Annotated in this window: 15 protein-coding genes and 3 pseudogenes; 12 read left to right on the top strand and 6 right to left on the bottom strand. The window is 73.0% G+C overall.

Annotated features, from left to right (window positions below; all coding sequences use genetic code 11):
• Positions 1–124: 124 nt before the first annotated feature.
• Both QQK45_RS16670 and QQK45_RS16665 read left to right on the top strand, forming a co-directional pair.
• Positions 125–679 (top strand): hypothetical protein, encoded by a 555-nt coding sequence (locus QQK45_RS16670; RefSeq protein ID WP_284294218.1) that lies wholly within the window; start codon positions 125–127, stop codon positions 677–679.
• Between the two features lie 163 nt (positions 680–842).
• A complete protein-coding gene (locus QQK45_RS16665; protein ID WP_284294217.1) occupies positions 843–1910 on the top strand; it encodes a polyprenyl synthetase family protein in 1068 nt (355 codons plus the stop codon).
• A gap of 15 nt (positions 1911–1925) precedes the next feature.
• Here QQK45_RS16665 and QQK45_RS16660 read toward each other — a convergent pair whose 3' ends face one another.
• Positions 1926–2321, bottom strand: a complete 396-nt coding sequence (locus tag QQK45_RS16660) for an Rv2175c family DNA-binding protein (RefSeq protein ID WP_284294216.1) — start codon at positions 2319–2321, stop codon at positions 1926–1928.
• A gap of 87 nt (positions 2322–2408) precedes the next feature.
• On the opposite strand from QQK45_RS16660, the gene QQK45_RS16655 reads away from it, so the two are divergent.
• Both QQK45_RS16655 and QQK45_RS16650 read left to right on the top strand, forming a co-directional pair.
• Positions 2409–3710, top strand: coding sequence for a protein kinase domain-containing protein (locus QQK45_RS16655; protein WP_284294215.1), 1302 nt, complete (start codon positions 2409–2411; stop codon positions 3708–3710).
• Positions 3647–4528 (top strand): PASTA domain-containing protein, encoded by an 882-nt coding sequence (locus QQK45_RS16650; RefSeq protein ID WP_284294214.1) that lies wholly within the window; start codon positions 3647–3649, stop codon positions 4526–4528. Before QQK45_RS16655 ends, QQK45_RS16650 begins: the two co-directional genes overlap by 64 nt.
• 190 nt (positions 4529–4718) lie before the next feature.
• On the opposite strand, the pseudogene QQK45_RS16645 reads toward QQK45_RS16650, so the two are convergent.
• The 3 genes and pseudogenes from QQK45_RS16645 to QQK45_RS16635 form a co-directional block, all read right to left on the bottom strand.
• A pseudogene (locus tag QQK45_RS16645) lies at positions 4719–6070 on the bottom strand (class II 3-deoxy-7-phosphoheptulonate synthase).
• A pseudogene (locus QQK45_RS16640) lies at positions 6067–7283 on the bottom strand (pyrophosphate--fructose-6-phosphate 1-phosphotransferase). Before QQK45_RS16640 ends, QQK45_RS16645 begins: the two co-directional pseudogenes overlap by 4 nt.
• A 184-nt stretch (positions 7284–7467) precedes the next feature.
• On the bottom strand, positions 7468–8343 hold the full coding sequence (locus QQK45_RS16635; protein ID WP_284294213.1) for a lysophospholipid acyltransferase family protein: 876 nt from the start codon (positions 8341–8343) through the stop codon (positions 7468–7470).
• 433 nt (positions 8344–8776) lie between these two features.
• Between QQK45_RS16635 and QQK45_RS16630 the strand changes: the two genes are divergently transcribed.
• Positions 8777–8989: a hypothetical protein gene (locus tag QQK45_RS16630; RefSeq protein ID WP_284294212.1), complete on the top strand. Its 213-nt coding sequence runs from the start codon at positions 8777–8779 to the stop codon at positions 8987–8989.
• A gap of 30 nt (positions 8990–9019) precedes the next feature.
• Here QQK45_RS16630 and QQK45_RS16625 read toward each other — a convergent pair whose 3' ends face one another.
• A complete protein-coding gene (locus QQK45_RS16625) occupies positions 9020–9967 on the bottom strand; it encodes an ROK family glucokinase (protein WP_284294211.1) in 948 nt (315 codons plus the stop codon).
• A 327-nt stretch (positions 9968–10294) separates the two neighbouring features.
• Here QQK45_RS16625 and QQK45_RS16620 point away from each other — a divergent pair, with 327 nt between their 5' ends.
• From QQK45_RS16620 to QQK45_RS16610, 3 genes are read left to right on the top strand one after another with little or no spacing between them, the layout of a single operon-like run.
• Complete coding sequence (locus tag QQK45_RS16620; RefSeq protein WP_284294210.1) at positions 10295–12031, top strand: AMP-dependent synthetase/ligase; 1737 nt, start codon at positions 10295–10297, stop codon at positions 12029–12031.
• A 57-nt stretch (positions 12032–12088) separates the two neighbouring features.
• Positions 12089–13960 carry a DEDD exonuclease domain-containing protein gene (locus QQK45_RS16615; protein WP_284294209.1) on the top strand — a complete coding sequence of 624 codons (1872 nt, stop codon included), beginning with the start codon at positions 12089–12091 and terminating at the stop codon, positions 13958–13960.
• Positions 13954–14235 (top strand): Lrp/AsnC family transcriptional regulator, encoded by a 282-nt coding sequence (locus QQK45_RS16610; protein ID WP_284294208.1) that lies wholly within the window; start codon positions 13954–13956, stop codon positions 14233–14235. The genes QQK45_RS16615 and QQK45_RS16610 overlap by 7 nt, the downstream gene beginning before the upstream one ends.
• A 4-nt stretch (positions 14236–14239) precedes the next feature.
• On the opposite strand, the pseudogene trpD reads toward QQK45_RS16610, so the two are convergent.
• A pseudogene (gene trpD / locus QQK45_RS16605) lies at positions 14240–15314 on the bottom strand (anthranilate phosphoribosyltransferase).
• A 316-nt stretch (positions 15315–15630) separates the two neighbouring features.
• On the opposite strand from trpD, the gene ctaE reads away from it, so the two are divergent.
• Genes ctaE through qcrB form a run of 4 tightly spaced genes read left to right on the top strand, consistent with a single transcriptional unit; the run spans position 15631 to position 19792 of the window.
• Positions 15631–16233, top strand: a complete 603-nt coding sequence (ctaE, locus tag QQK45_RS16600) for an aa3-type cytochrome oxidase subunit III (protein WP_348525262.1) — start codon at positions 15631–15633, stop codon at positions 16231–16233.
• A gap of 51 nt (positions 16234–16284) precedes the next feature.
• Positions 16285–17064: a cytochrome bc1 complex diheme cytochrome c subunit gene (gene qcrC, locus QQK45_RS16595; protein ID WP_284294207.1), complete on the top strand. Its 780-nt coding sequence runs from the start codon at positions 16285–16287 to the stop codon at positions 17062–17064.
• Positions 17061–18089 (top strand): cytochrome bc1 complex Rieske iron-sulfur subunit, encoded by a 1029-nt coding sequence (gene qcrA, locus QQK45_RS16590; protein ID WP_284294206.1) that lies wholly within the window; start codon positions 17061–17063, stop codon positions 18087–18089. The genes qcrC and qcrA overlap by 4 nt, the downstream gene beginning before the upstream one ends.
• Complete coding sequence (gene qcrB / locus QQK45_RS16585) at positions 18086–19792, top strand: cytochrome bc1 complex cytochrome b subunit (RefSeq protein WP_284294205.1); 1707 nt, start codon at positions 18086–18088, stop codon at positions 19790–19792. Before qcrA ends, qcrB begins: the two co-directional genes overlap by 4 nt.
• The last annotated feature ends 77 nt before the right edge of the window (positions 19793–19869 follow it).

Raw genomic sequence — 19869 nt, 5'->3', positions numbered from 1 at the left:
CCATCCCAGGGCCGCTGACGCCCCGCCGGCCGATCACGTTTTCCCTGTGGGAACGGCCGTGGCCTGTGGTCGGTCCTCGTCCGGTGTGCCCGGGCCGCTCCGTGGGCTCGGTACGGTGGGGCGCGTGAACGACTCCTCCGTCCCCTCCCGCAGCGCCCGACGCCGCACGACCTCCCCGCACCGCGCGGCCCGGGTCCTGTTCGCCGTCGTCCTCGCCGCCGTCGTGGTGGGCGTCGTCTGGAAGGTCGGCTCGCTGCGGGACGACCCGGCGGTCGCGAGCACCGCCGCGCCGTCGACCGCGGCCACCACGCTCCCCACGTTCGCCGCCGGGTCCACGGCCGGCGCGCTCGCGCCGGACCTGCCGGCGAGCCTCGCCCCCGTGCCCGACGGCGCGACGGTCCTGTCGAGCTCGGCCGAGCGCAGCACCGACGGCGCCCACGTGCAGTTCTCGCTGAGCCTGAGCACCACGGCCAAGCCCGCCACCATCGTCACGACCTACACCAAGGCCTGGAAGAAGGCCGGCTTCACGCGTGCCTCCGGCAAGCCGAAGGGGCCGACGACGGCGCCACCTACCGCCGCACGTCCGCGACCGCGAGCGCCGGCACGAAGGTCGGGTCGACGGAGCTCGCCGACTTCGTGCAGGTCGCGGTGGTGTCCGAGCACGGCACGTCCCTCGTGACGGTCTCGGGGCAGGTGCCCGCGCCGAAGCCGAAGTCGAAGAAGCCGGGGTCGACGGCGTCCACGGCCCCCAGCGGGACGGGCACGACCACGAAGGGTGCGACCAGCACCGGCCGATAGGATCGCGCCATGCCCCCTCCGCCGTCCTCGTCGACCAGGAGGACGTGCGCCGCGGCGTCGACGGCGTCCTGCGCGCCACCCTCGACGCCGAGCGGGAGCGGCTCCGCGCCGTGAGCCCGGACGCGGAGACCCTCGCGGACTCGCTCGACGCGATGCTGTCGGGCGGCAAGCGGCTCCGCGCGGCCTTGTGCTACTGGTCGTGGCGCGCGCACGGCGGCGACGGGGAGCCGGGGCGCGAGGCGGCGCTGACCGTCGGCGCGGCGCTCGAGCTCTTCCAGGCCGCCGCCCTGTTCCACGACGACGTCATGGACGCCTCGGCGACGCGGCGCGGGCTGCCCGCCGCGCACGTCGTGCACACGGCCCGGCACCGGGAGCACGGCTGGTCGGGCGACGCCGCCCGCTACGGGGAGTCCGTCGCGATCCTGCTCGGCGACCTGGCGCTCGTCCTCGCCGGGCGCGTGCTGGGCCGTGCGACCGCCCCGCTCGACCGCGCGACGGCGGACCTCGTGCGCGACCTGTTCGACGACATGGAGCTGGCCGTCACGACCGGCCAGTTCCTCGACGTGCACGCCCAGGCGGTCGCGTGGGGTGCCGACCCGGCCGCGGACGAGGAGCGCGCCCGCACCGTGATCCGCGCGAAGACGGCGCGCTACTCGGTCGAGCACCCCCTGCTGCTGGGCGCGGCGCTCGCGGGCGCCGGTGCGGACGCGCTCACGGCGGCGTCGTCGTACGGGCTTCCGCTCGGCGAGGCGTTCCAGCTCCGCGACGACCTGCTGGGCGTGTTCGGGGACCCGGAGCGCACGGGCAAGCCCGCGGGCGACGACCTGCGGGAGGGCAAGCGCACGGTCCTCGTCGCGCGAGCCCTGGCCACGGCCGCCGACGACGACCGCGAGCTCGTGCAGTCCGCGCTGGGACGGGCCGACCTCACCGCAGGCGAGGTGGATGGCGTCCGCGAGGCGCTCGTCCGGTCCGGGGCGGTCGCGGCGATCGAGGCGCTCATCGACGAGCTCGCGGACGGGGCGCTCGCCTCGCTCGAGTCGGACGCCCTCGTCGAGCCGGGGCGGTCGATGCTCCTCGCGCTCGCGCGCGGCCTCGTCGAGCGCGACGCCTGACGGCGCCGCCCGGGCTCAGCCCAGGCCCTGCGCGACGCGCCGCACCGCGGCCCGCTGGCCCGCGCGCAGCGCCTCGACGGGGGCGAGCCCGTTCAGCGTCTCCTCGGGCGCGAACAGCCACTCGACGATCTCGTCGTCAGTGAACCGGGCGTCGTCGAGCAGGACGATCGTGCCGTGCAGGGCCGGGATGGGCTGCAGTCGGCCCTCGAGCTCCACGAGGAGCGCCGCGGGGACGTGGAGGACGCTGCGTTCGCCACGGCGCACCGCCACGAGCTTGCGCTCGCGCAGGAGCTGGCGGACCCGGACGACGTCGAGGTCGAGGCGCTCGGCGACGTCGGGGATCGTGAGCCACTCGGTGTCGTCGGGCGTGCGGACGTCGGTCTGTGCCTGGTCTGGCTGCTGCTCGGTCACGGAGGAAGCGTAACGACCGGGTGAGACTCGCCGCCCGGTGCAGCGAGGATGCGACACAGCAGCCCTACGGGTCCGTAGACTTCCACCGTGGCAACCACGACCTCCGACCCGTTCGTCGGCACCCTCGTCGACGGGCGCTACGAGGTCGTGTCCCGGATCGCCCGCGGCGGCATGGCGACCGTGTACCTCGCGGTCGACCGGCGCCTCGACCGGAACGTCGCGCTCAAGATCATGCACGCGCACCTCGTCGACGGCGTCGAGGGGGCCGAGTTCGTCTCGCGGTTCCGGCGCGAGGCCCGCGCGGCTGCCCGGCTGACCCACCCCGGCCTCGTCGGCGTGTACGACCAGGGCTTCGACGGCGAGACCAGCTACCTCACGATGGAGTACGTCCCGGGCACCAACCTGCGGGCGCGCCTGCGCGACGAGCGGACGCTCAGCCTCGGCGAGACCCTCCGGCTCCTCGAGGAGATCCTCGACTCGCTCGCCGCGGCGCACCGCGCGGGCCTGGTCCACCGTGACATCAAGCCCGAGAACGTGCTGCTCACCGAGGACGAGCACGTCAAGCTCGCCGACTTCGGCCTCGCGCGCGCCGTGACCGAGGTCGCCGCCACCGCGACCGGCACCGTCCTCGGCACGGTCGCCTACCTCAGCCCCGAGGTCATCACGACGGGCCGCTGCGACGCCCGCACCGACGTCTACTCGGTCGGCGTGCTCGCCTACGAGATGCTGCTCGGCAAGCACCCGCACACGGGGTCCACCCCGATCCAGGTCGCGTTCGAGCATGTCAACTCCGACATCCCCGCCCCGTCGCGAAGCGCGTGGTGGATGCCGATCGAGGTCGACGAGCTGGTCTGCTCGCTCGCAGCCCGCGACCCCGACGACCGCCCCCGCGACGCTGCCGCCGCGCTCGCGCTCGTCCGGCAGACGCGGCGGATGCTGTCCGACGCCGACCTCGAGCGCCGGGCCGACCCGCCCGCGGCGGCCGCGGACGAGGGGCCGTCCGGTCCCGTCGGCGCCGCACCGTCGGGCAGGGCACCCGCCGACGCCGGAACGACCACCGGTCCGGACGTCGACTCCGCCGACGAGCCCGGGGAAGCCACGTCGAAGGAGGACGCAGGCGACGCGCCCGATGGCGACGACGTCGACGAAGGATCCTCGACGCCATCCCCACCGCGGTGTTCGGCAACCTCGGCACCGGCACCCGCGTCCTCACCCGCGACAAGCTGGGCGCCGGCACGACGCGCGGCGAGCTTCCCGTCCTCACCGATCCCGTCGTCCCCGCGCACGACGTCGCCCGCAGGCGCAAGAGGCGGCGGCGCCGCTGGGTGTGGGCCGTCGTCCTCGTGCTCGCCGTCGTCGGGGTGTTCGGGTTCTGGACCTGGTGGATGAGCTCCGGCCCCGGTGCGTTCGCCGTCGTCCCCACCGGCATCGTCGGGACGAGCGCCAAGGACGCCGACACCGCCCTCGCGTCCGTCGGCCTGCGCGCCCACCAGACCGAGGCGTTCGACGACGTCGTGCCCGACGGCGACGTCGTGAGCGTCGACCCCAGCGAAGGCGACAAGATCCGCAAGGACGGGACCGTCGAGGTCACCGTCTCCAAGGGCGTGGAGAACCACACCGTGCCGGCGGGCCTCGTCGGCGAGACGAAGGACGCCGCGCTCGCGAGCCTCAAGAAGAACGGGTTCGACGCGGTCCCCACTCCCACCCAGGACTACTCCGACAAGGTCCCGGCCGGACACGTCATCTCCGTGTCCGTCGACCCCGGCACCTCCGTGCCCCACAACAGCCCCATCACGGTCGTCGTCTCCGACGGGCCCGCGCCCGTCACCGTGCCCCAGGTCAAGGGCAGCGACCAGGACGACGCCGTCGACACCCTGAAGAGCTCCGGGCTGGTCCCCCAGGTGACGAAGCAGTACTCGGACGAGGTCCCCGAAGGTACCGTCATCAGCCAGGACCCGCAGCAGTCCACGACCCTGCACCGTGGCGACACCGTCCAGCTCACCGTCTCCCGGGGTCCCGAGATGGTGGTCGTGCCGTCCGTGACCGGCAAGCACACGGCCGAGGCGAAGAAGCTGCTCGAGGCCAAGGGCTTCAAGGTCAAGGTCAACAAGTTCCTCGGCGGCGTCCTCGACACCGTGCGGTTCCAGGACCCCGACGGCAAGAAGAAGGCCCCGAAGGGCTCGACGGTCTCGTTGACCGTCTTCTGAGACGGTCGTCGCCAGGCGCCCGGCCCGTCGTCGGGCGCCGTGGCCGGGTTCCAGGGGCCGCCCGGTCCGTCGTCGTCCCTTCTTCATCGCGAGCCAGCGCGTTTCGTCCGAGTCAGCGGGTAGTTCACGCTGACTCGAGCGATTCGCACCGACTCGGCGGCGTCTGGGGTACGACCGAGCCACACAAGGCTCAGCGGCGCAGCATCTCCACGACCCGGAACGCCAGCTCCAACGACTGCTGGTGGTTGAGCCGCGGGTCGACGAGCGTCTCGTACCGGCGCGCGAGCCCGGCGTCGTCGATCTCCTCGCTCCCGCCCAGCACCTCGGTGACGTCGTCACCGGTGAGCTCGACGTGCAGGCCGCCGGGGACGGTGCCGAGCGAGCGGTGCACCTCGAAGAACCCGGAGACCTCGTCGAGGACGTCGGCGAACCGCCGGGTCTTGTACCCGGACTCGCTGGTGATCGTGTTGCCGTGCATGGGGTCGGTGACCCACACGACCGGCCGCCCGTCGGCGCGCACTGCGTCGACGAGGGGCGGGAGGGCGTCGCGGACCTTCCCGGCGCCCATGCGCGCGACGAACGTGAGCCGTCCGGGCACGCCGGCCGGGTTGAGCCGGTCGATGAGGGCGATGGCGTCCTCGGGCTGCGTCGTCGGGCCGAGCTTGACCCCGACGGGGTTGGCGACGCGGGACAGGAAGTCGACATGGGCGCCGTCGAGCTGGCGGGTGCGCTCCCCGATCCACAAGAAGTGGGCGGACGTGTCGTACGCGGCGCCGGTGCGCGGGTCGAGCCGGGACAGGGCGCGCTCGTAGTCGAGGAGCAGGGCCTCGTGGGCGACGAAGAACTCGACGGTCCGCAGCGCCTCGAAGTCGGCGCCGCACGCGGCCATGAACCGGATCGCCCGGTCGATCTCGGCGGCCGTCGACTCGTAGCGCGCGTACGCGGGGTTGCGCATGAACCCCTGGTTCCACTCGTGCACGCGCCGCAGGTCGGCGAACCCGCCCTCGGCGAGGGCCTGCACGACGTTGACGGTCGCACCGGAGATCCGGTACGCCTGCACGAGCCGCGCCGGGTCGGGGATGCGCGACTCGGGCGTGAACGCGTGGGCGTTGACCATGTCACCGCGGTACGCGGGCAGGGTCACGCCGTCGCGCGTCTCGCTGTCGGAGCTGCGCGGCTTGGCGTACTGGCCGGCCATGCGCCCCATCTTCACGACGGGCATCGATGCGCCGTACGTCAGCACGACCGCCATCTGGAGGATCGTGCGGACCTTGTTGCGGATGCGCAGGGCACCCGCCTCGGCGAACGACTCGGCGCAGTCGCCACCCTGGAGCAGGAACGCCTCGCCGCGCGCCGCGGCCGCGAGACGCTCGCGCGCCCGGTCGGCGGCGGCGGGCACCACGAGGGTGCCGCGGCGGCGAGCTCGTCGGTGGCTGCGGCGAGCGCCCCGGCGTCGGGCCACGTCGGCTGCTGGAGCGCGACCTTGGCGCGGTACGCGTCGAGCGACTCGAGCCCGACGCCGGGGAGCACGCCGACGCTCATGCCTGCGCCGTGACCAGGGGCTGGCCGATGCCGGCGAGGAGGTCGCCGAACCAGCGCTGCGACACGTCGAACGGCTTGCCGCCGGCGATGCGCGGGAACGCGATGGCCTTGAGGCGGTCGCCGTCCTCCTCGTCGTGCCCGATGACGCCCGAGTCGCCGCGCAGGGCGCACTCGACGGCGAGGTCGGTCATGGACTTGATCAGGCGCAGGTCCTCGGCGTTCGCGGCCGCGGCGCGCGAGTAGTAGCCGGACTTCTGGACCATGACCTTCTCGGCGCCGAGCTTCTCGGCGAACTGCTTGGCGAACCACTGGCCGGGGTTGATGGTGTCGAGCTTGACGTGCCCGAACGGGTCACGCTCGACGGTCTCCCCGCAGCCTCGAGCTGCGCGACGATCTCGTGCATGCCGGCGCCCTCGGACAGGAAGATGTTGACGTTCCCCTGCTCGTCCATGATCGCCTTGAGGCGCTCGGCCTCCCCGTCGATGTCGAGGGCCAGCTCGGGCAGGAACACGGCGTGGACGTCCCAGCGCTCCTTGCTGAGGCCGATCGAGGGGACCCACTCCTGCAGGTCGAGCCACTCGCGGTACTTGCGCGCCGCCGCGGCCGTGAGCCAGCCGCAGTGCCGGCCCATGACCTCGTGGACGATGAGCATGCGGGGCCCGCTGCGGTGCTCGCCGATGATGTTCGCGGCGAAGCCAGCGGCCTCCTCGGCCGCGGTCCACGCACCGAGGGACTGCTTGATCGGGACGACGTCGTTGTCGATCGTCTTGGGGAGCCCGACGACGGTCAGGTGGTAGCCGTTCTCCTCGAGGTAGGCCGCGAGGTCGGCTGCGGTCGTGTTGGTGTCGTCGCCGCCGATCGTGTGCAGGACGTCGACGCCGTCGGCCTTGAGCTGCTCGGCCGCGACCTTGAGCGGGTCCTGACCCTCCTGGACGAGGCCGCGCTTGACGCAGTCGGCGGCGTTCGTGAGCTTGACGCGCGAGTTGCCGATCGGCGACCCGCCGAAGCGGTGCAGGATCCCGGCCTTGGCGCGCGTCTCCGCGTCGACGACGACCTTCGTGCCGGTCAGCAGGCCGTGGTAGCCGTACTGGTAGGCGATGATCTCGATCTCGGGGTCGAGCTCGGTGTAACGCTCGATGAGGCCACCGACGGCCGAGGAAAGGCACGGGGCGAAGCCACCCGCGGTGAGCAGGGCGACGCGACGGACCGACATGCGATCAACCTCTCGTTGGGGCGCGAGGGTGGTCGCCCTCGCACCGGTGGTACTGGGGCCGGTGCTGCTCGCGTGCGGTGCGCGGACGATGCGCAGCCCTCACGCGGACGCCGGACGCTCCCGGTCGCGGCGAACCCGCGGCCGACGAGGTCCGGGACGGCCGCCGGCCCGGGTCGCGGTCAGTCTACTGACGACGACGGGGGTGCGGCCCGTCGTCCGCGGGCCGGTCGTCCTCGGTGGGCGTGGCGGCGGTCTCGGCGTCCGCCTCGGGGGCCTCCTCCCCTTCCCCGTCATCGGCGGGCGGGGTGGGCAGGACGACGTCCGGGATGGGGCGTCCGCCCGGCGCGCCGACGGCGGTCGCGCCGTCCGCGTCGATCGGTACCCCCTGCGCGAGACGCGCCTTCGCGGTCGCAGCGTAGATGTCGACGTACTCCTGCCCGGACAGCGACATGATCGCGTAGGTGATCTCGTCGGTCACGGACCGCAGGATGAAGCGGTCCTCCTCCATGCCCTTGTAGCGGCTGAAGTCGAGCGGCTCGCCGTACACGACGCCGATCCGCTTGGGTCGCGGGATGGTCTTGCCGAGCGGCTGCGCGACGTCGGACCCGATCATGGCGACCGGGATCACGGGCGCGCCCGACTCGAGCGCGAGGCGCGCGACGCCCGTCTTGCCGCGGTAGAGGCGGCCGTCGGGGCTGCGGGTGCCCTCGGGGTAGATGCCGAGGAGCTCGTCCTCCCCGAGGAGGCGCAGGCCGGTGCGCAGGGCGGCCTCGGAGGCCCGGCCGCCGCTGCGGTCGACGGGCACGGTCCCGACGCCCTTCATGAAGCCCGCGGTCAGGCGGCCCTTGAGGCCGGAGCCGGTGAAGTAGTCGGACTTGCCGAGGAACTGCACCTTGCGGGGCACGGTGAGCGGCAGGACGAACGAGTCGATCACGGCGAGGTGGTTGCTGGCGAGGATCGCCGGCCCCTGCTGGGGCACGTGGTGCGCGCCGCGCGACCAGGGCCGGAACGCGAGTCGCAGCACCGGCCCGACGATCATCTTCATCAGCCAGTAGAACACCGTCTCTCCTCCCCGGGAGCCGCGGTACTCCCCCGGCGTGCTCCTGACAATAGAGTGGTTCCATGGTCGATCCCAACGCGGGGCCCGTGCCCGACGACGGCGCACGCGACCCGGGCGTGCCCGGAGGTCCCGGGGAGCACGGGGGCAAGGGCAGCCCGCGCCCCGACGAGTCGGGCTGGACGGACGCCTGGGCCGAGGAGCAGTGGAAGTCGCTCGTCGCGGACCTCGAGACGCCGTCCGCGGGCACGGCCCCCGACGATCCCGCAGACCCGGCCTCGACCGCGGCCCCCGAGGCAGGCACCGACGCACCGGCGCGCGCGATCGAGGTCGCGCCCTGGGTGCAGCCGGCCCGCCCGCGCGACTGGCCCGTGAGCCCGGACGTCGAGGACCTCGAGGAGCAGGAGTCGCACTTCGTCCCCCGGAGCCGCCGCCGGTGCTGGGCCACGACCCGCTCCTCAACCTCGCGTGGGGGCTGGTCGGCGTCGCGCCGCTTCTCGTGCTCGTGCTGCTCGTGCTGGTGCGGCCGTTCCCGGCGCTCGTCGGGCAGGTCGCCGGGGCGGCGTTCCTGGCCGGTCTCGGCATCCTGGTCTGGCGGATGCCGCACCACCGCGACGAGGACGACGACGACCCGGGTGCCGTCGTCTGACGCCACCCGGGCCTTCGTGGGCCGGGAGGCTCACTCCACGCGCGCGAGGTCCGCGGCGCCCACCATGCCCGCGTCGTTGCCCAGCGCGGCCGCGACGATCCGGGCCTCGGGCCGGTGGCCGCGCGCCGACAGCTCGCGCTCGAAGCCCGCGCGCACGGACGGGAACAGCAGCTCGCCCGCGTCCGCCACGCCGCCCCCGAGGACGATGAGCTCCGGGTCGAGCAGCGCCGCGACCGAGGCCGAGCCCTCGCCGACCCAGCGGCCGAGCTCGGCGAACAGCTCGCGGGCCAGCGCGTCGCCCGCCTGCGCTGCGCTCGTGACGTGCGGCCCGGTGATCTTCTCGGGGTCGCCGCCCGCGAGCGCGAGCAGCGTGGCGGCGCGGTCCGGCATCGCGACGGCCGCGGCCCGCGCGTCGCGCACGAGGGCCGAGCCCGAGGCGTACTGCTCCCAGCAGCCCTGGTGGCCGCAGCCGCAGTAGTGACCGCCGGGCACGACGCGCATGTGGCCGACCTCGGTGGCCACGCCCCAGCGGCCGCGCACGAGGCGCCCGTCGACGACGACCGCGCCGCCCAGCCCGGTGCCGAGCGTGAGCATGAGCATGTCGGTCGCGTCCTTCGCGGACCCGAACCGGAACTCGCCCCAGCCTGCGGCGTTGGCGTCGTTCTCGACGACGACGCGGACGTCGTCCCCGATGAGCGCGCGGACCTTGTCGCCCACGGGGTAGTCGCGCCAGGCGATGTTCGGGGCGAAGAGGACGGTGGTGCGGTCGTTGCTCACGAAGCCGGCGGCCGCGACCCCGATGGCACCGATCTCGTAGTCCCCGCGGAACTCCTCGTACACCTCCGCGATCGCGCGGTCGATGCTCGCGACGTCGTCGGGCGAGGTGCTGCGGCGCGTCTTGGCGACGATCGCACCGTCCTCGTCCACGACGCCCGCGGCGATCTTGGTGCCTCCGATGTCGACCCCGACTGCGTACATGGTGTCCTCAGGTGTCCTCACGGTGCGGGCCGGGCCTGCTGGTCCGGTGGTGAACGGGTGGGGCGGCGTCGTGGGTCCGGACGGGGCCGGCGAGAGCCGGCCCGGGACGACGCCGCGAGCAGGCTATCCCCCGGCGGGGCCCGGGGACGAGCCCGTCCGCCGTCCGGGAGCGGCGGGCCGCCGGCCAGTAGACTTCCCGACGTCTCGTGACCGCGAGCAGGCGCCGACGCAGGCGTCCGGCGATGGGAGCCCGATGCCCGAGTCCAGCACCCCCGTCTGGTCGAGGTCGACCCGACGTCCAACCTCAATGCGTTCCTGGCGCAGCGTGTGGCGCAGCGGCCCGACGGCGCGCTGTTCGAGGAGCGCGACGGCGCGGGCGGCTGGCGCCCCGTGACCGCGCGCGACTTCGACGCCCGGGTGGTGCGGGTCGCGAAGGGCCTCGTCGCGCGGGGGCTCGCGCCGGGCGACCACGTGGGGATCATGGCGCACACGAGCCTCGAGTGGTCCGTCCTGGACTGGGCCTGCTGGGCCGCGGGGCTGGTGCCCGTCCCGCTGTACGAGACGTCGAGCGCGGAGCAGGTGCGCTGGTCGTGCGAGGACGCGCACGTCCGGCTGCTCGTGGTCGAGGACGACGCGATGGCGGCCGCGGTCGCGGCGTTCCGGTCCGAGGTGCCCACGCTCGACGACGTCCTGGCGCTCTCGCAGGACGCGCTCGGCTCCCTGGAGGCGCAGGGTGCCACGGTGGCCGACGCGGAGATCGCGCGCCGCCGGTCTCTCGCGACGCTCGCCGACGTGGCGACCGTCATCTACACGTCCGGCACCACGGGGAACCCGAAGGGCGTCGAGCTCACGCACGGCAACTTCGTCGACCTGTGCGCCAACGCGATCGCGAAGATGCACGAGGTGCTCGCGGGCAGCTCGCGGACGCTGCTGTTCATGCCGATGGCGCACGTGTTCGCGCGGTTCATCTCGGTCGTGGTCGTGCCCGCCGGCTCGGTGCTCGCGCACGCGTCGAGCACCGCGACCCTGCTCGACGACCTCGCCTCGTTCCGCCCGACGTTCCTGCTCGCGGTCCCGCGCGTGTTCGAGAAGGTCTACAACTCGAGCGAGCAGCGCGCCGCCGAGCAGGGCCGCGTGAAGATCTTCCACTGGGCGGTCGCGTCCGGGATCCGCTGGTCGCGCGCCCTGGACTCGCGGCGTGGCCCCGGCCCGGTGCTGCGTGCCCGGCACCGGCTCGCCGACGCGCTCGTGCTGCGCCGGCTGCGCACGGCGCTCGGCGGCGACACCCAGTGGGCGATCTCGGGCGGCGCGCCGCTCGGCGAGCGCCTGGGCCACTTCTTCCGGTCGGTCGGGGTGACCGTCCTCGAGGGCTACGGCCTGACCGAGACCACCGCGCCCGTCACCGTGAACGTGCCCGGCCACGTCGTGATCGGGACCGTCGGCCCGCCGCTGCCCGGCTCGGCGGTCCGCATCGCCGACGACGGCGAGGTGCTGGTCCGCGGTCCGGGCGTCTTCCGCGGCTACCACGGCAACGACCAGGCGACCCGCGAGGCCTTCGACGACGGCTGGTTCCGCACGGGCGACCTCGGCGCGCTCGACGGCGACGGCATGCTCACGATCACCGGCCGCAAGAAGGAGATCATCGTCACCGCGGGCGGCAAGAACGTCGCCCCGGCCGTGCTCGAGGACCGGGTGCGGGCGCACGCCCTGGTGTCCCAGTGCGTCGTCGTCGGCGACGCCCGCCCGTTCGTGGGCGCCCTGATCACGCTCGACGCCGAGGCGCTGCCCGGCTGGCTCGCTGTGCACGGCAAGCCCGAGCTGACGGTCGAGCAGGCGGCCACGGACCCCGACGTGCTGGCCGCCCTGCAGCAGGCCGTCGACCGCGCCAACCAGGCCGTGTCACGGGCCGAGTCGATCCGCAAGTTCCGGATCCTCGACACCGACTTCACGGTGGAGAACGCCTACCTGTCGAACAAGCTCGGGGTCAAGCGGTTCCTGGTCCTGAAGGACTTCGCGGGCGAGATCGACGCGCTGTACGCGGACTCCGGCAAGCACGGGTTCTGAGCGGGCCGCCGTCGGGCAGGCTGCCGGGTGTCGGTGGCCGCGCCTAGCGTCGCGGCCATGAGCACGACGGGCACCACGGCCGGCACCGCACGCACCCCCACGCCGACCGCACCCCGCACGACTCCCCAGCCGCCCGTCGCCTACCAGCCCACGCTCGACGAGCTCGGCACCCCGCTGCAGGACGTGACGTTCGTGGTCGTCGACCTCGAGACGACGGGCGCCTCCGCCCGCGAGGGCGGCATCACGGAGATCGGGGCCGTCAAGGTCCGCGGCGGGGAGGTGCTCGGGGAGTTCCAGTCGCTCGTCGACCCCGGGCGCCCGATCCCCGCGTTCATCGCGCGCCTGACGGGGATCACGAGCGCGATGGTCGCGACCGCCCCGACGATCGACCTCGTGCTCCCGAGCTTCCTGGAGTTCGCGCACGGCTCGGTGCTCGTCGCGCACAACGCGCCGTTCGACGTCGGGTTCCTGCGCGCCGCCGCGCGGGCGTGCGCGTACGAGTGGCCGGGCTACCCCGTGGTCGACACCGTCGCGCTCGCGCGCCGCGTCGTCACCCGGGACGAGGCCCCCAACCACAAGCTCTCGACCCTCGCGCACCTGTTCCACGCACGCGTCACGCCCGAGCACCGGGCGCTGGCCGACGCGCGCGCGACCGTCGACGTGCTGCACGCCCTGCTCGAGCGGCACGCGGCGTTCGGCGTCACCCACCTCGAGGACCTCGAGAACGCGACCGACCCCGTGCCGCCGGAGGTGCGGCGCAAGCGCCACCTGGCCGACGGCCTGCCGCAGGCTCCCGGCGTCTACCTCTTCCACGCGCCCGACGGCGAGGTGCTGTACGTGGGGACGTCGAGCAACCTGCGCTCGCGCGTCCGCCAGTACTTCACGGCCGGGGAGAAGCGGCGCCGGATGACCGAGATGGTCCGGCTCGCGGCGAACGTGTCGGTCGTGGTCTGCGGGACGGCGTTCGAGGCGTCCGTGCGCGAGCTGCGCCTCATCGCCGAGCACGAGCCCCGCTACAACCGGCGGTCGAAGCACCCCGAACGCATGCCGTGGCTGCGGCTGACCGCCGAGCCGCACCCCCGCCTCTCGGTCGTCCGCGACGTGCGGGCCGAGGCCGACGGGACCGTGGCGGCGCACGTCGGGCCGTTCGCGTCGCAGAGCCAGGCGCAGGCCGCCGCCGAGGCGGTGACCGACACGTTCGCGCTGCGCACCTGCACGCGCCGGCTCCCGCTCGTGCCCGCCGCGGGCGCGGCGTCGTGCGTGCTCGCGGACCTCGGGCGCTGCGCCGCGCCGTGCACCCGCCCGGAGGCGGCCGCGCCGTACGCCCGGACCGTCGACGACGTCCGGCGCGCGCTGCTCGAGGACCCCTCGCCCGTCGTCGAGGCGCTGGCCCGGCGGATGGCCTCGCTGTCGGCGCAGCAGCGCTACGAGCAGGCGCAGCACGTCGCCGAGCGGCTCGAGGCGTTCTGCACGGGCGTCGAGCGGGGCGCCCGCCTGCGGGCCCTCGCCGCCTGCCGCCAGCTCGTCGCCGCCCGGCCCGCGGACGGCGGGTGGGAGCTCGCCGTCGTCCGGCACGCCCGGCTGGCCGCGACCGCCCGGACCGCGCCCGCCGACGACGCCGTCGCCGCCGTCCGCGCGCTCGTCGCCACCGCGGAGCACGTGGATCCACCGGTGCCGCCCGCACCCGCGGCACACCCCCACGAGGCCGAGCTCCTGCTCGGGTGGCTCGACCAGCCGGGCGTGCGGGTCGTCGAGGTCACCGACCCGCTGAGCATGCCGGTGCGCCTCGGCAGCAGGGCGCACCACCTGGCTCGGGCGTCGCAGGTCGTGTCGGCCTACGATCTGGGCGACGGGGTCCATCCGTCCCCGCCACCCGAGACACCGGCACCGCCGGTGCCCGCCCAGCCCGAGGAGCCTGCCCCATGCTGACCGCGATCGTCCTCATCGACACCGCACCCGACGTCATCCCCGAGGTCGCCGAGGCGGTCGCGGGCCTCGCCGGCGTCAGCGAGGTGTACTCGGTGACCGGACGCGCGGACCTGGTCGCGATCGTGCGCGTGCGCGACCACGACAAGCTCGCCGACGTCATCGCCGACGGCATCAGCAAGGTCCCCGGGGTCGTCCGAACCGAGACGCTGCTCGCGTTCCGCGCGTACTCCCAGGTCGACCTCGAGCAGGCGTTCGAGATCGGGCTCGAGGACTGATCCGCTAGCGGCGCGAGGCCGCGACCCAGCGCTCCAGGAGCTGTGCGGCCGCGCCCGAGTCGACGCTCCGCGCGGCGACGTCCATGCCCGCGCGCAGGCGCTCGACGAGCGTCCCCTCGCCCGTGCCGGGCTGGGACCCGTCCGCGACGAGCGCGGCGGCCGCGTTGAGCAGCACGGTCTCGCGCACGGGGCCGGTCTCTCCCCAGCACGCGCCGGGCCACGCCCGCGTTGTGCTCGGCGCTCGCGCCGCGCAGGTCCGCGACGGTGATGCGGGTCAGCCCCAGCTCGTCGGCCGCGTCGAGCACCTGCTCGGTGACCTGGCCCCCGTCGACCAGCCACACGCGCGACGGCGCGGTGGCCGCGAGCTCGTCGAGGCCGTCCTCGCCGCGGAACACGAGCGCGGAGGTCCCGCGCGACGCGAGCACGCCCGCGACGAGGGGCGCCATCCGCGCGTCGGCCACGCCGATCGCGGTGGCACGCGGCTGCGCGGGGTTGGTCAGCGGGCCGAGGAAGTTGAACGCCGTCGGGATCGGCAGCTCGCCGCGCGCCGCGGCCGCGTGCCGGAACGACGGGTGGAACGCCTGCGCGAAGCAGAACGTGATGCCGACCTCGGTCGCGAGCTCGGCCACGCGCGGCACGTCGAGGTCGAGCCGGACGCCCAGCGCCTCGAGCACGTCCGCGGAGCCCGACGACGACGTCGCGGCCCGGTTGCCGTGCTTCACGACGCGGACTCCCGCCCCGGCGACCACGATCGCCGCCATGGTGGAGACGTTCACGGTGTGGGCGCGGTCACCGCCGGTGCCGACGATGTCCACCGACGGCGCGGGCGCCTCGAACCGGCGTGCGTGCGCGAGCATCGCGTCCGCGAGGCCGGCGAGCTCGTCGACGGTCTCGCCCTTGACCCGCAGACCCACGAGGAAGCTCGCGAGCCGCGCCGCCGACACCTCGCCCGACATCACCTGGTCCATGACCCACGCGGTCTCGTGGGCGGCGAGGTCGCGGCGGTCGACGAGCGCCTGGAGCAGGGCGGGCCAGGTCGGCGCGCCCGCGGCCGCGGGCACCGTGGGTGGGGTCGTCACGCAGGTCTCCTCGCAGGGGTCGGCGCAGGGCGTCGACGGGCCGGCACGCGGGCGGCTCGCCCGCGTGCCCCCATGATGCCAGCGACGGCGCACGCCGACCCCGGTGTCCCGCGATCCGGTCGTGCCCTCGGGAGACCCGCTGCCGCCCGTTTGGTGACACCTTCGCGACTTCCGTCATGAGGTGCGGGTACGAAGCGCAGAATGTCAAGGAAGTGTGAGATTCGACCACGCCCGCGCGGCCGCTTCGTGAACCAAACCACGCCCTCGTCGGCCATAATGAAGCCGTGTCGACCGCAACGGCTACCCCCACACCCACGTGACCGTCAACCGGCCCAACCCGGTTCAGGTCGGGACCATCGTCTGGCTCTCGAGCGAGCTGATGTTCTTCGCGGGACTCTTCGCGATGTACTTCACCGCCCGCTCGGTCATGCCGGCCAGCGAGTGGTCGGCCCAGGCCGACAAGCTCAACGTCTGGTTCTCCGCCGGCAACACGACGATCCTCGTGCTCTCGTCGATCACCTGCCAGCTCGGCACCTACGCCGCCGAGCGGTTCCGGCCGCGGCGTACGGGCAAGCTCTGGCAGGTCGGCCAGTGGGGCATGGTCGAGTGGATCGCCGTCACCTACGTGATGGGCGCGATCTTCATCGCCGGTCAGGTCACCGAGTACTCCGACCTCGTCGAGCAGGGCCTGTCGATCCACTCCAACGCGTACGGCTCGGTGTTCTACCTCGCCACCGGCTTCCACGGCCTCCACGTGCTCGGCGGTCTCATCGCGTTCCTGTTCCTGCTCGGCCGGACCTTCTCCGCGAAGCGGTTCGGACACCACGAAGCGACCTCCGCGATCGTCACGTCTTACTACTGGCACTTCGTCGACGTGGTGTGGGTGGCGCTCTTCAGCGTCATCTACCTCCTGCGCTGACGCACCCCACCCCTGAACCCCACACCCCCCACCGCGAGACGAGGATCACCCGTGAAGGCACTCGCCGCCCGCAGGCACCACCGGTTCGCGCCGGTCGTGCTGCTGCTGCTGGCGCTGCTGGTCACTGGCGGCGTCTACGCCGTCCTCGCGCCTGGACAGGCGCGGGCGGACTCCGCCAGCACGCAGGACATCGAGACCGGTAAGAAGCTGTTCCAGGCCAACTGCGCCACGTGCCACGGGCTCGACGCCCAGGGCACGGACAACGCCCCGTCGCTCATCGGCGTCGGCGCGGCCGCCGTCGACTTCCAGGTCTCGACGGGCCGCATGCCGATGGCCATGGACGGGCCGCAGGCGCAGACCAAGCCGCGGCAGATGACCGAGGAGCAGACGTCGCAGCTCGCCGCGTACATCGCGTCGCTCGGCGCCGGCCCTGCCATCCCGACCGACGAGCAGGTCGACGGCTCGAAGGGCAACCCGGCGAACGGCGCGGAGATCTTCCGCACCAACTGCGCCATGTGCCACAACGCCACCGGCCAGGGCGGCGCGCTCTCCGAGGGCAAGTACGCCCCGTCGCTCGAGCGCACGTCGGCCCGGAACATCTACCAGGCGATGCTCACCGGCCCGCAGTCGATGCCGGTGTTCAACGACGCCAACATCACCCCCGACGAGAAGCGCGACGTGATCGCGTACCTCGAGGCCCAGCGTGAGGGCAGCGCCGGCGGCGCGACCCTCGGCTCGCTCGGCCCCGTCTCCGAGGGCGTGTGGGCGTGGGTCGTCGGCCTCGGTCTGCTGATCGGCGCCGCTGTCTGGATCGGAGCGAAGTCCTCGTGAGCAAGACGACCGACGTGACGGTCCCCCACCCGGAAGGCGACCTCGAGCACTTCCAGGACCCGGGGATCCCCGAGCACCGCCACCGCATGGCGGACACGGACCCCAAGGCCGACAAGCGCGCCGAGCGCCAGGTCGTGGTCCTCTTCACGATCTCCGTCATCGGCACGATCGTCGCGCTGTGGGCCTACTTCGCCATCCGGCCCGACGGCACGACCGCCGGGGTCCGTACCTCGACCATGGTCCTGGGCCTCGCGATCTTCTTCGCGCTCGCCGGCATCGGCGTCGGCGCGATCCACTGGGCCAAGACGCTCATGTCCGACCACGAGGTCGTCGAAGACCGTCACGCCACGCGCAGCCCCGACGACGTCCGCGAAATCGCCGTCCAGAAGCTGGCCGACGGCATCAAGGACTCGGGCATCGGCCGCCGCGGCGTCCTCAAGGGCGTCGTGGTCTCGGCCCTCGCGCTCTTCCCGCTAACCATCGCCGTCCCGCTGATCAGCTCGGTCGGCGGCGACTGGAACGTCGGCACCTTCCGCACGACCCTGTGGAAGAAGGGCACGCGCCTCACGTACGACCCCACGGGCCGTCCCATCAAGGCGTCCGACGTGACGATCGGCTCCGCCGTCCACGTCATCCCCGAGGTCACCGACGAGTACCGCCAGAGCGGCGAGTGGATCAGCGAGAAGGCCAAGGCCCTCGTCCTGATGGTCCGGCTCGACCCGCGCGACTTCAAGCCCTTCGCCAAGGGCAAGGAGAACTGGACGTACGACGGCATCATCGCGTTCTCCAAGATCTGCACCCACGTGGGCTGCCCCGTCGCGCTGTACGAGCAGCAGACCCACCACCTCCTGTGCCCGTGCCACCAGTCGACGTTCGACGTCGCCGACGGCGCGAAGGTCGTGTTCGGCCCCGCCAAGCGGCCCCTGCCGCAGCTGCCGATCACCGTCGACTCCGAGGGCTACCTCGTGGCGCAGGACGGATTCGACGAGCCCATCGGCCCGAGCTACTGGGAGCGACTGCGGTGACGACGACAACCACCCGGCCCTCGGCCACAGAACCGACCACCCCGATCGGGCGCTCGTCGGACTACCTGGACAACCGCACCGGCATCGGTCACGCGGTCAAGGAGTTCGCGCGCAAGGTCTTCCCGGACCACTGGTCCTTCCTCCTCGGCGAGATCGCGCTCTACTCGTTCGTGGTCCTGCTCATCACGGGCACGTTCCTCACGATGTTCTTCGTGCCGAGCATGAGCCTGAGCACCTACCACGGCGCACCGAAGACCATGGACGGCCTGCTCATGTCCGACGCGTTCGCGTCGACGCTGCGCATGTCGTTCGAGGTGCGCGGCGGTCTGCTGATGCGCCAGATCCACCACTGGGCCGCGCTCGTGTTCATGGCGTCGATCGTGACGCACATGATGCGCGTGTTCTTCACCGGCGCGTTCCGCCGCCCGCGTGAGTTCAACTGGCTCATCGGCTTCACGCTGCTGCTCACGGGCCTGCTCGCCGGCTTCACCGGCTACTCGCTGCCCGACGACGTCCTGTCGGGCAACGGCCTCGCGATCGCCAACGGCGTGGTCAAGTCGATCCCCGTGATCGGCTCGTACATGTCGTACTTCATCTTCGGCGGGGACTTCCCGGGCGAGCAGATCATCCCGAGACTGTTCACGCTCCACATCCTGCTGATCCCCGCGATCATCCTGGCGCTCGTCGCGCTGCACCTGATGTTCGTCGTCGTGCACAAGCACACCCAGTACCCGGGTGGCGGCCGCAAGGACGGCAACGTCGTGGGCTTCCCGCTCTTCCCCGTGTACACGGCGAAGGCCGGCGGCTTCTTCTTCGTGGTGTTCGCGGTCCTGTCCCTCATGGGCGCGACCATGGCGATCAACACGGTGTGGAACTACGGGCCGTACGACCCGTCCCCGATCTCCGCGGGTGCCCAACCCGACTGGTACATGCTGTTCCTCGAGGGCTCGCTCCGACTCATGCCCGGGCAGGCCGAGTTCGTGTCGTGGGGCGACTTCACCTGGTCGCTCAACGTCCTCGTGCCCGCCGTGCTGCCGGTGCTCCTCCTGATCGGTTTCGCGCTGTACCCGTTCATCGAGGCCAAGGTCACGCACGACGACCGCGAGCACCACGTGCTCGACCGTCCGCGCAACCGTCCGACCCGCACCGGCATCGGCATGGCGTTCCTCGCGTTCTTCGTGATCCTCGCGTTCGCCGGCTCGAACGACCTCATCGCGATCCACTTCCACCTGTCGATCAACGAGATCACCTGGTTCTTCCGGGTGTTCGTCTTCGTCGGCCCGTGGTTCGCGTTCTGGATCACGAAGCGCATCTGCCTCGGCCTCCAGCGCAAGGACCGCGAGCTGGTCCTGCACGGGCACGAGACCGGCCGCATCGTCCGGTTCGCGTCCGGCGAGTACATCGAGGTGCACCGTCCCCTGGACGAGCAGGAGCGCTGGGTGCGCGTGAACTACACCGCACACCAGCCGCTCGAGCTCCCCGCCCCGAATGGACCGAAGGGCACCAAGGACAAGGCCTACAAGTCGGCGAAGCGCTGGGCGAAGCTGTCCCGGTTCTTCTACGAGGACCGCATCGAGCCGGTGACCCCCGCGGAGCTCGCGGCGTCGCACTCGCACGGCGAGCACGACGCCCTGCCGGGAGGCGAGGACCACGCCCTCGTTGCACCGGACCACTCCGTGGACGCCACCGAGCAGTCGCACTGAGTTCGTCGCAGAGTAGGTACATGGCCCGTTCGCACGCATCCCCGGCATGACGCCGGGGGCGCGTGCGGGCGGGCCTC

This window comes from Luteimicrobium album (assembly GCF_030161555.1).
Classification (GTDB): domain Bacteria; phylum Actinomycetota; class Actinomycetes; order Actinomycetales; family Cellulomonadaceae; genus Luteimicrobium; species Luteimicrobium album.
Note: the sequence above shows the minus strand (reverse complement) of the source record. Positions and strands in the feature narration are given on the sequence as shown.

Excerpts from the sequence above, each read along its gene's own strand:
- QQK45_RS16625 (WP_284294211.1), bottom strand. The coding sequence starts at position 9,967 with ATGTACGCAGTCGGGGTCGACATCGGAGGCACCAAGATCGCCGCGGGC.
- QQK45_RS16615 (WP_284294209.1), top strand. The coding sequence starts at position 12,089 with ATGAGCACGACGGGCACCACGGCCGGCACCGCACGCACCCCCACGCCG.
- QQK45_RS16610 (WP_284294208.1), top strand. The coding sequence starts at position 13,954 with ATGCTGACCGCGATCGTCCTCATCGACACCGCACCCGACGTCATCCCC.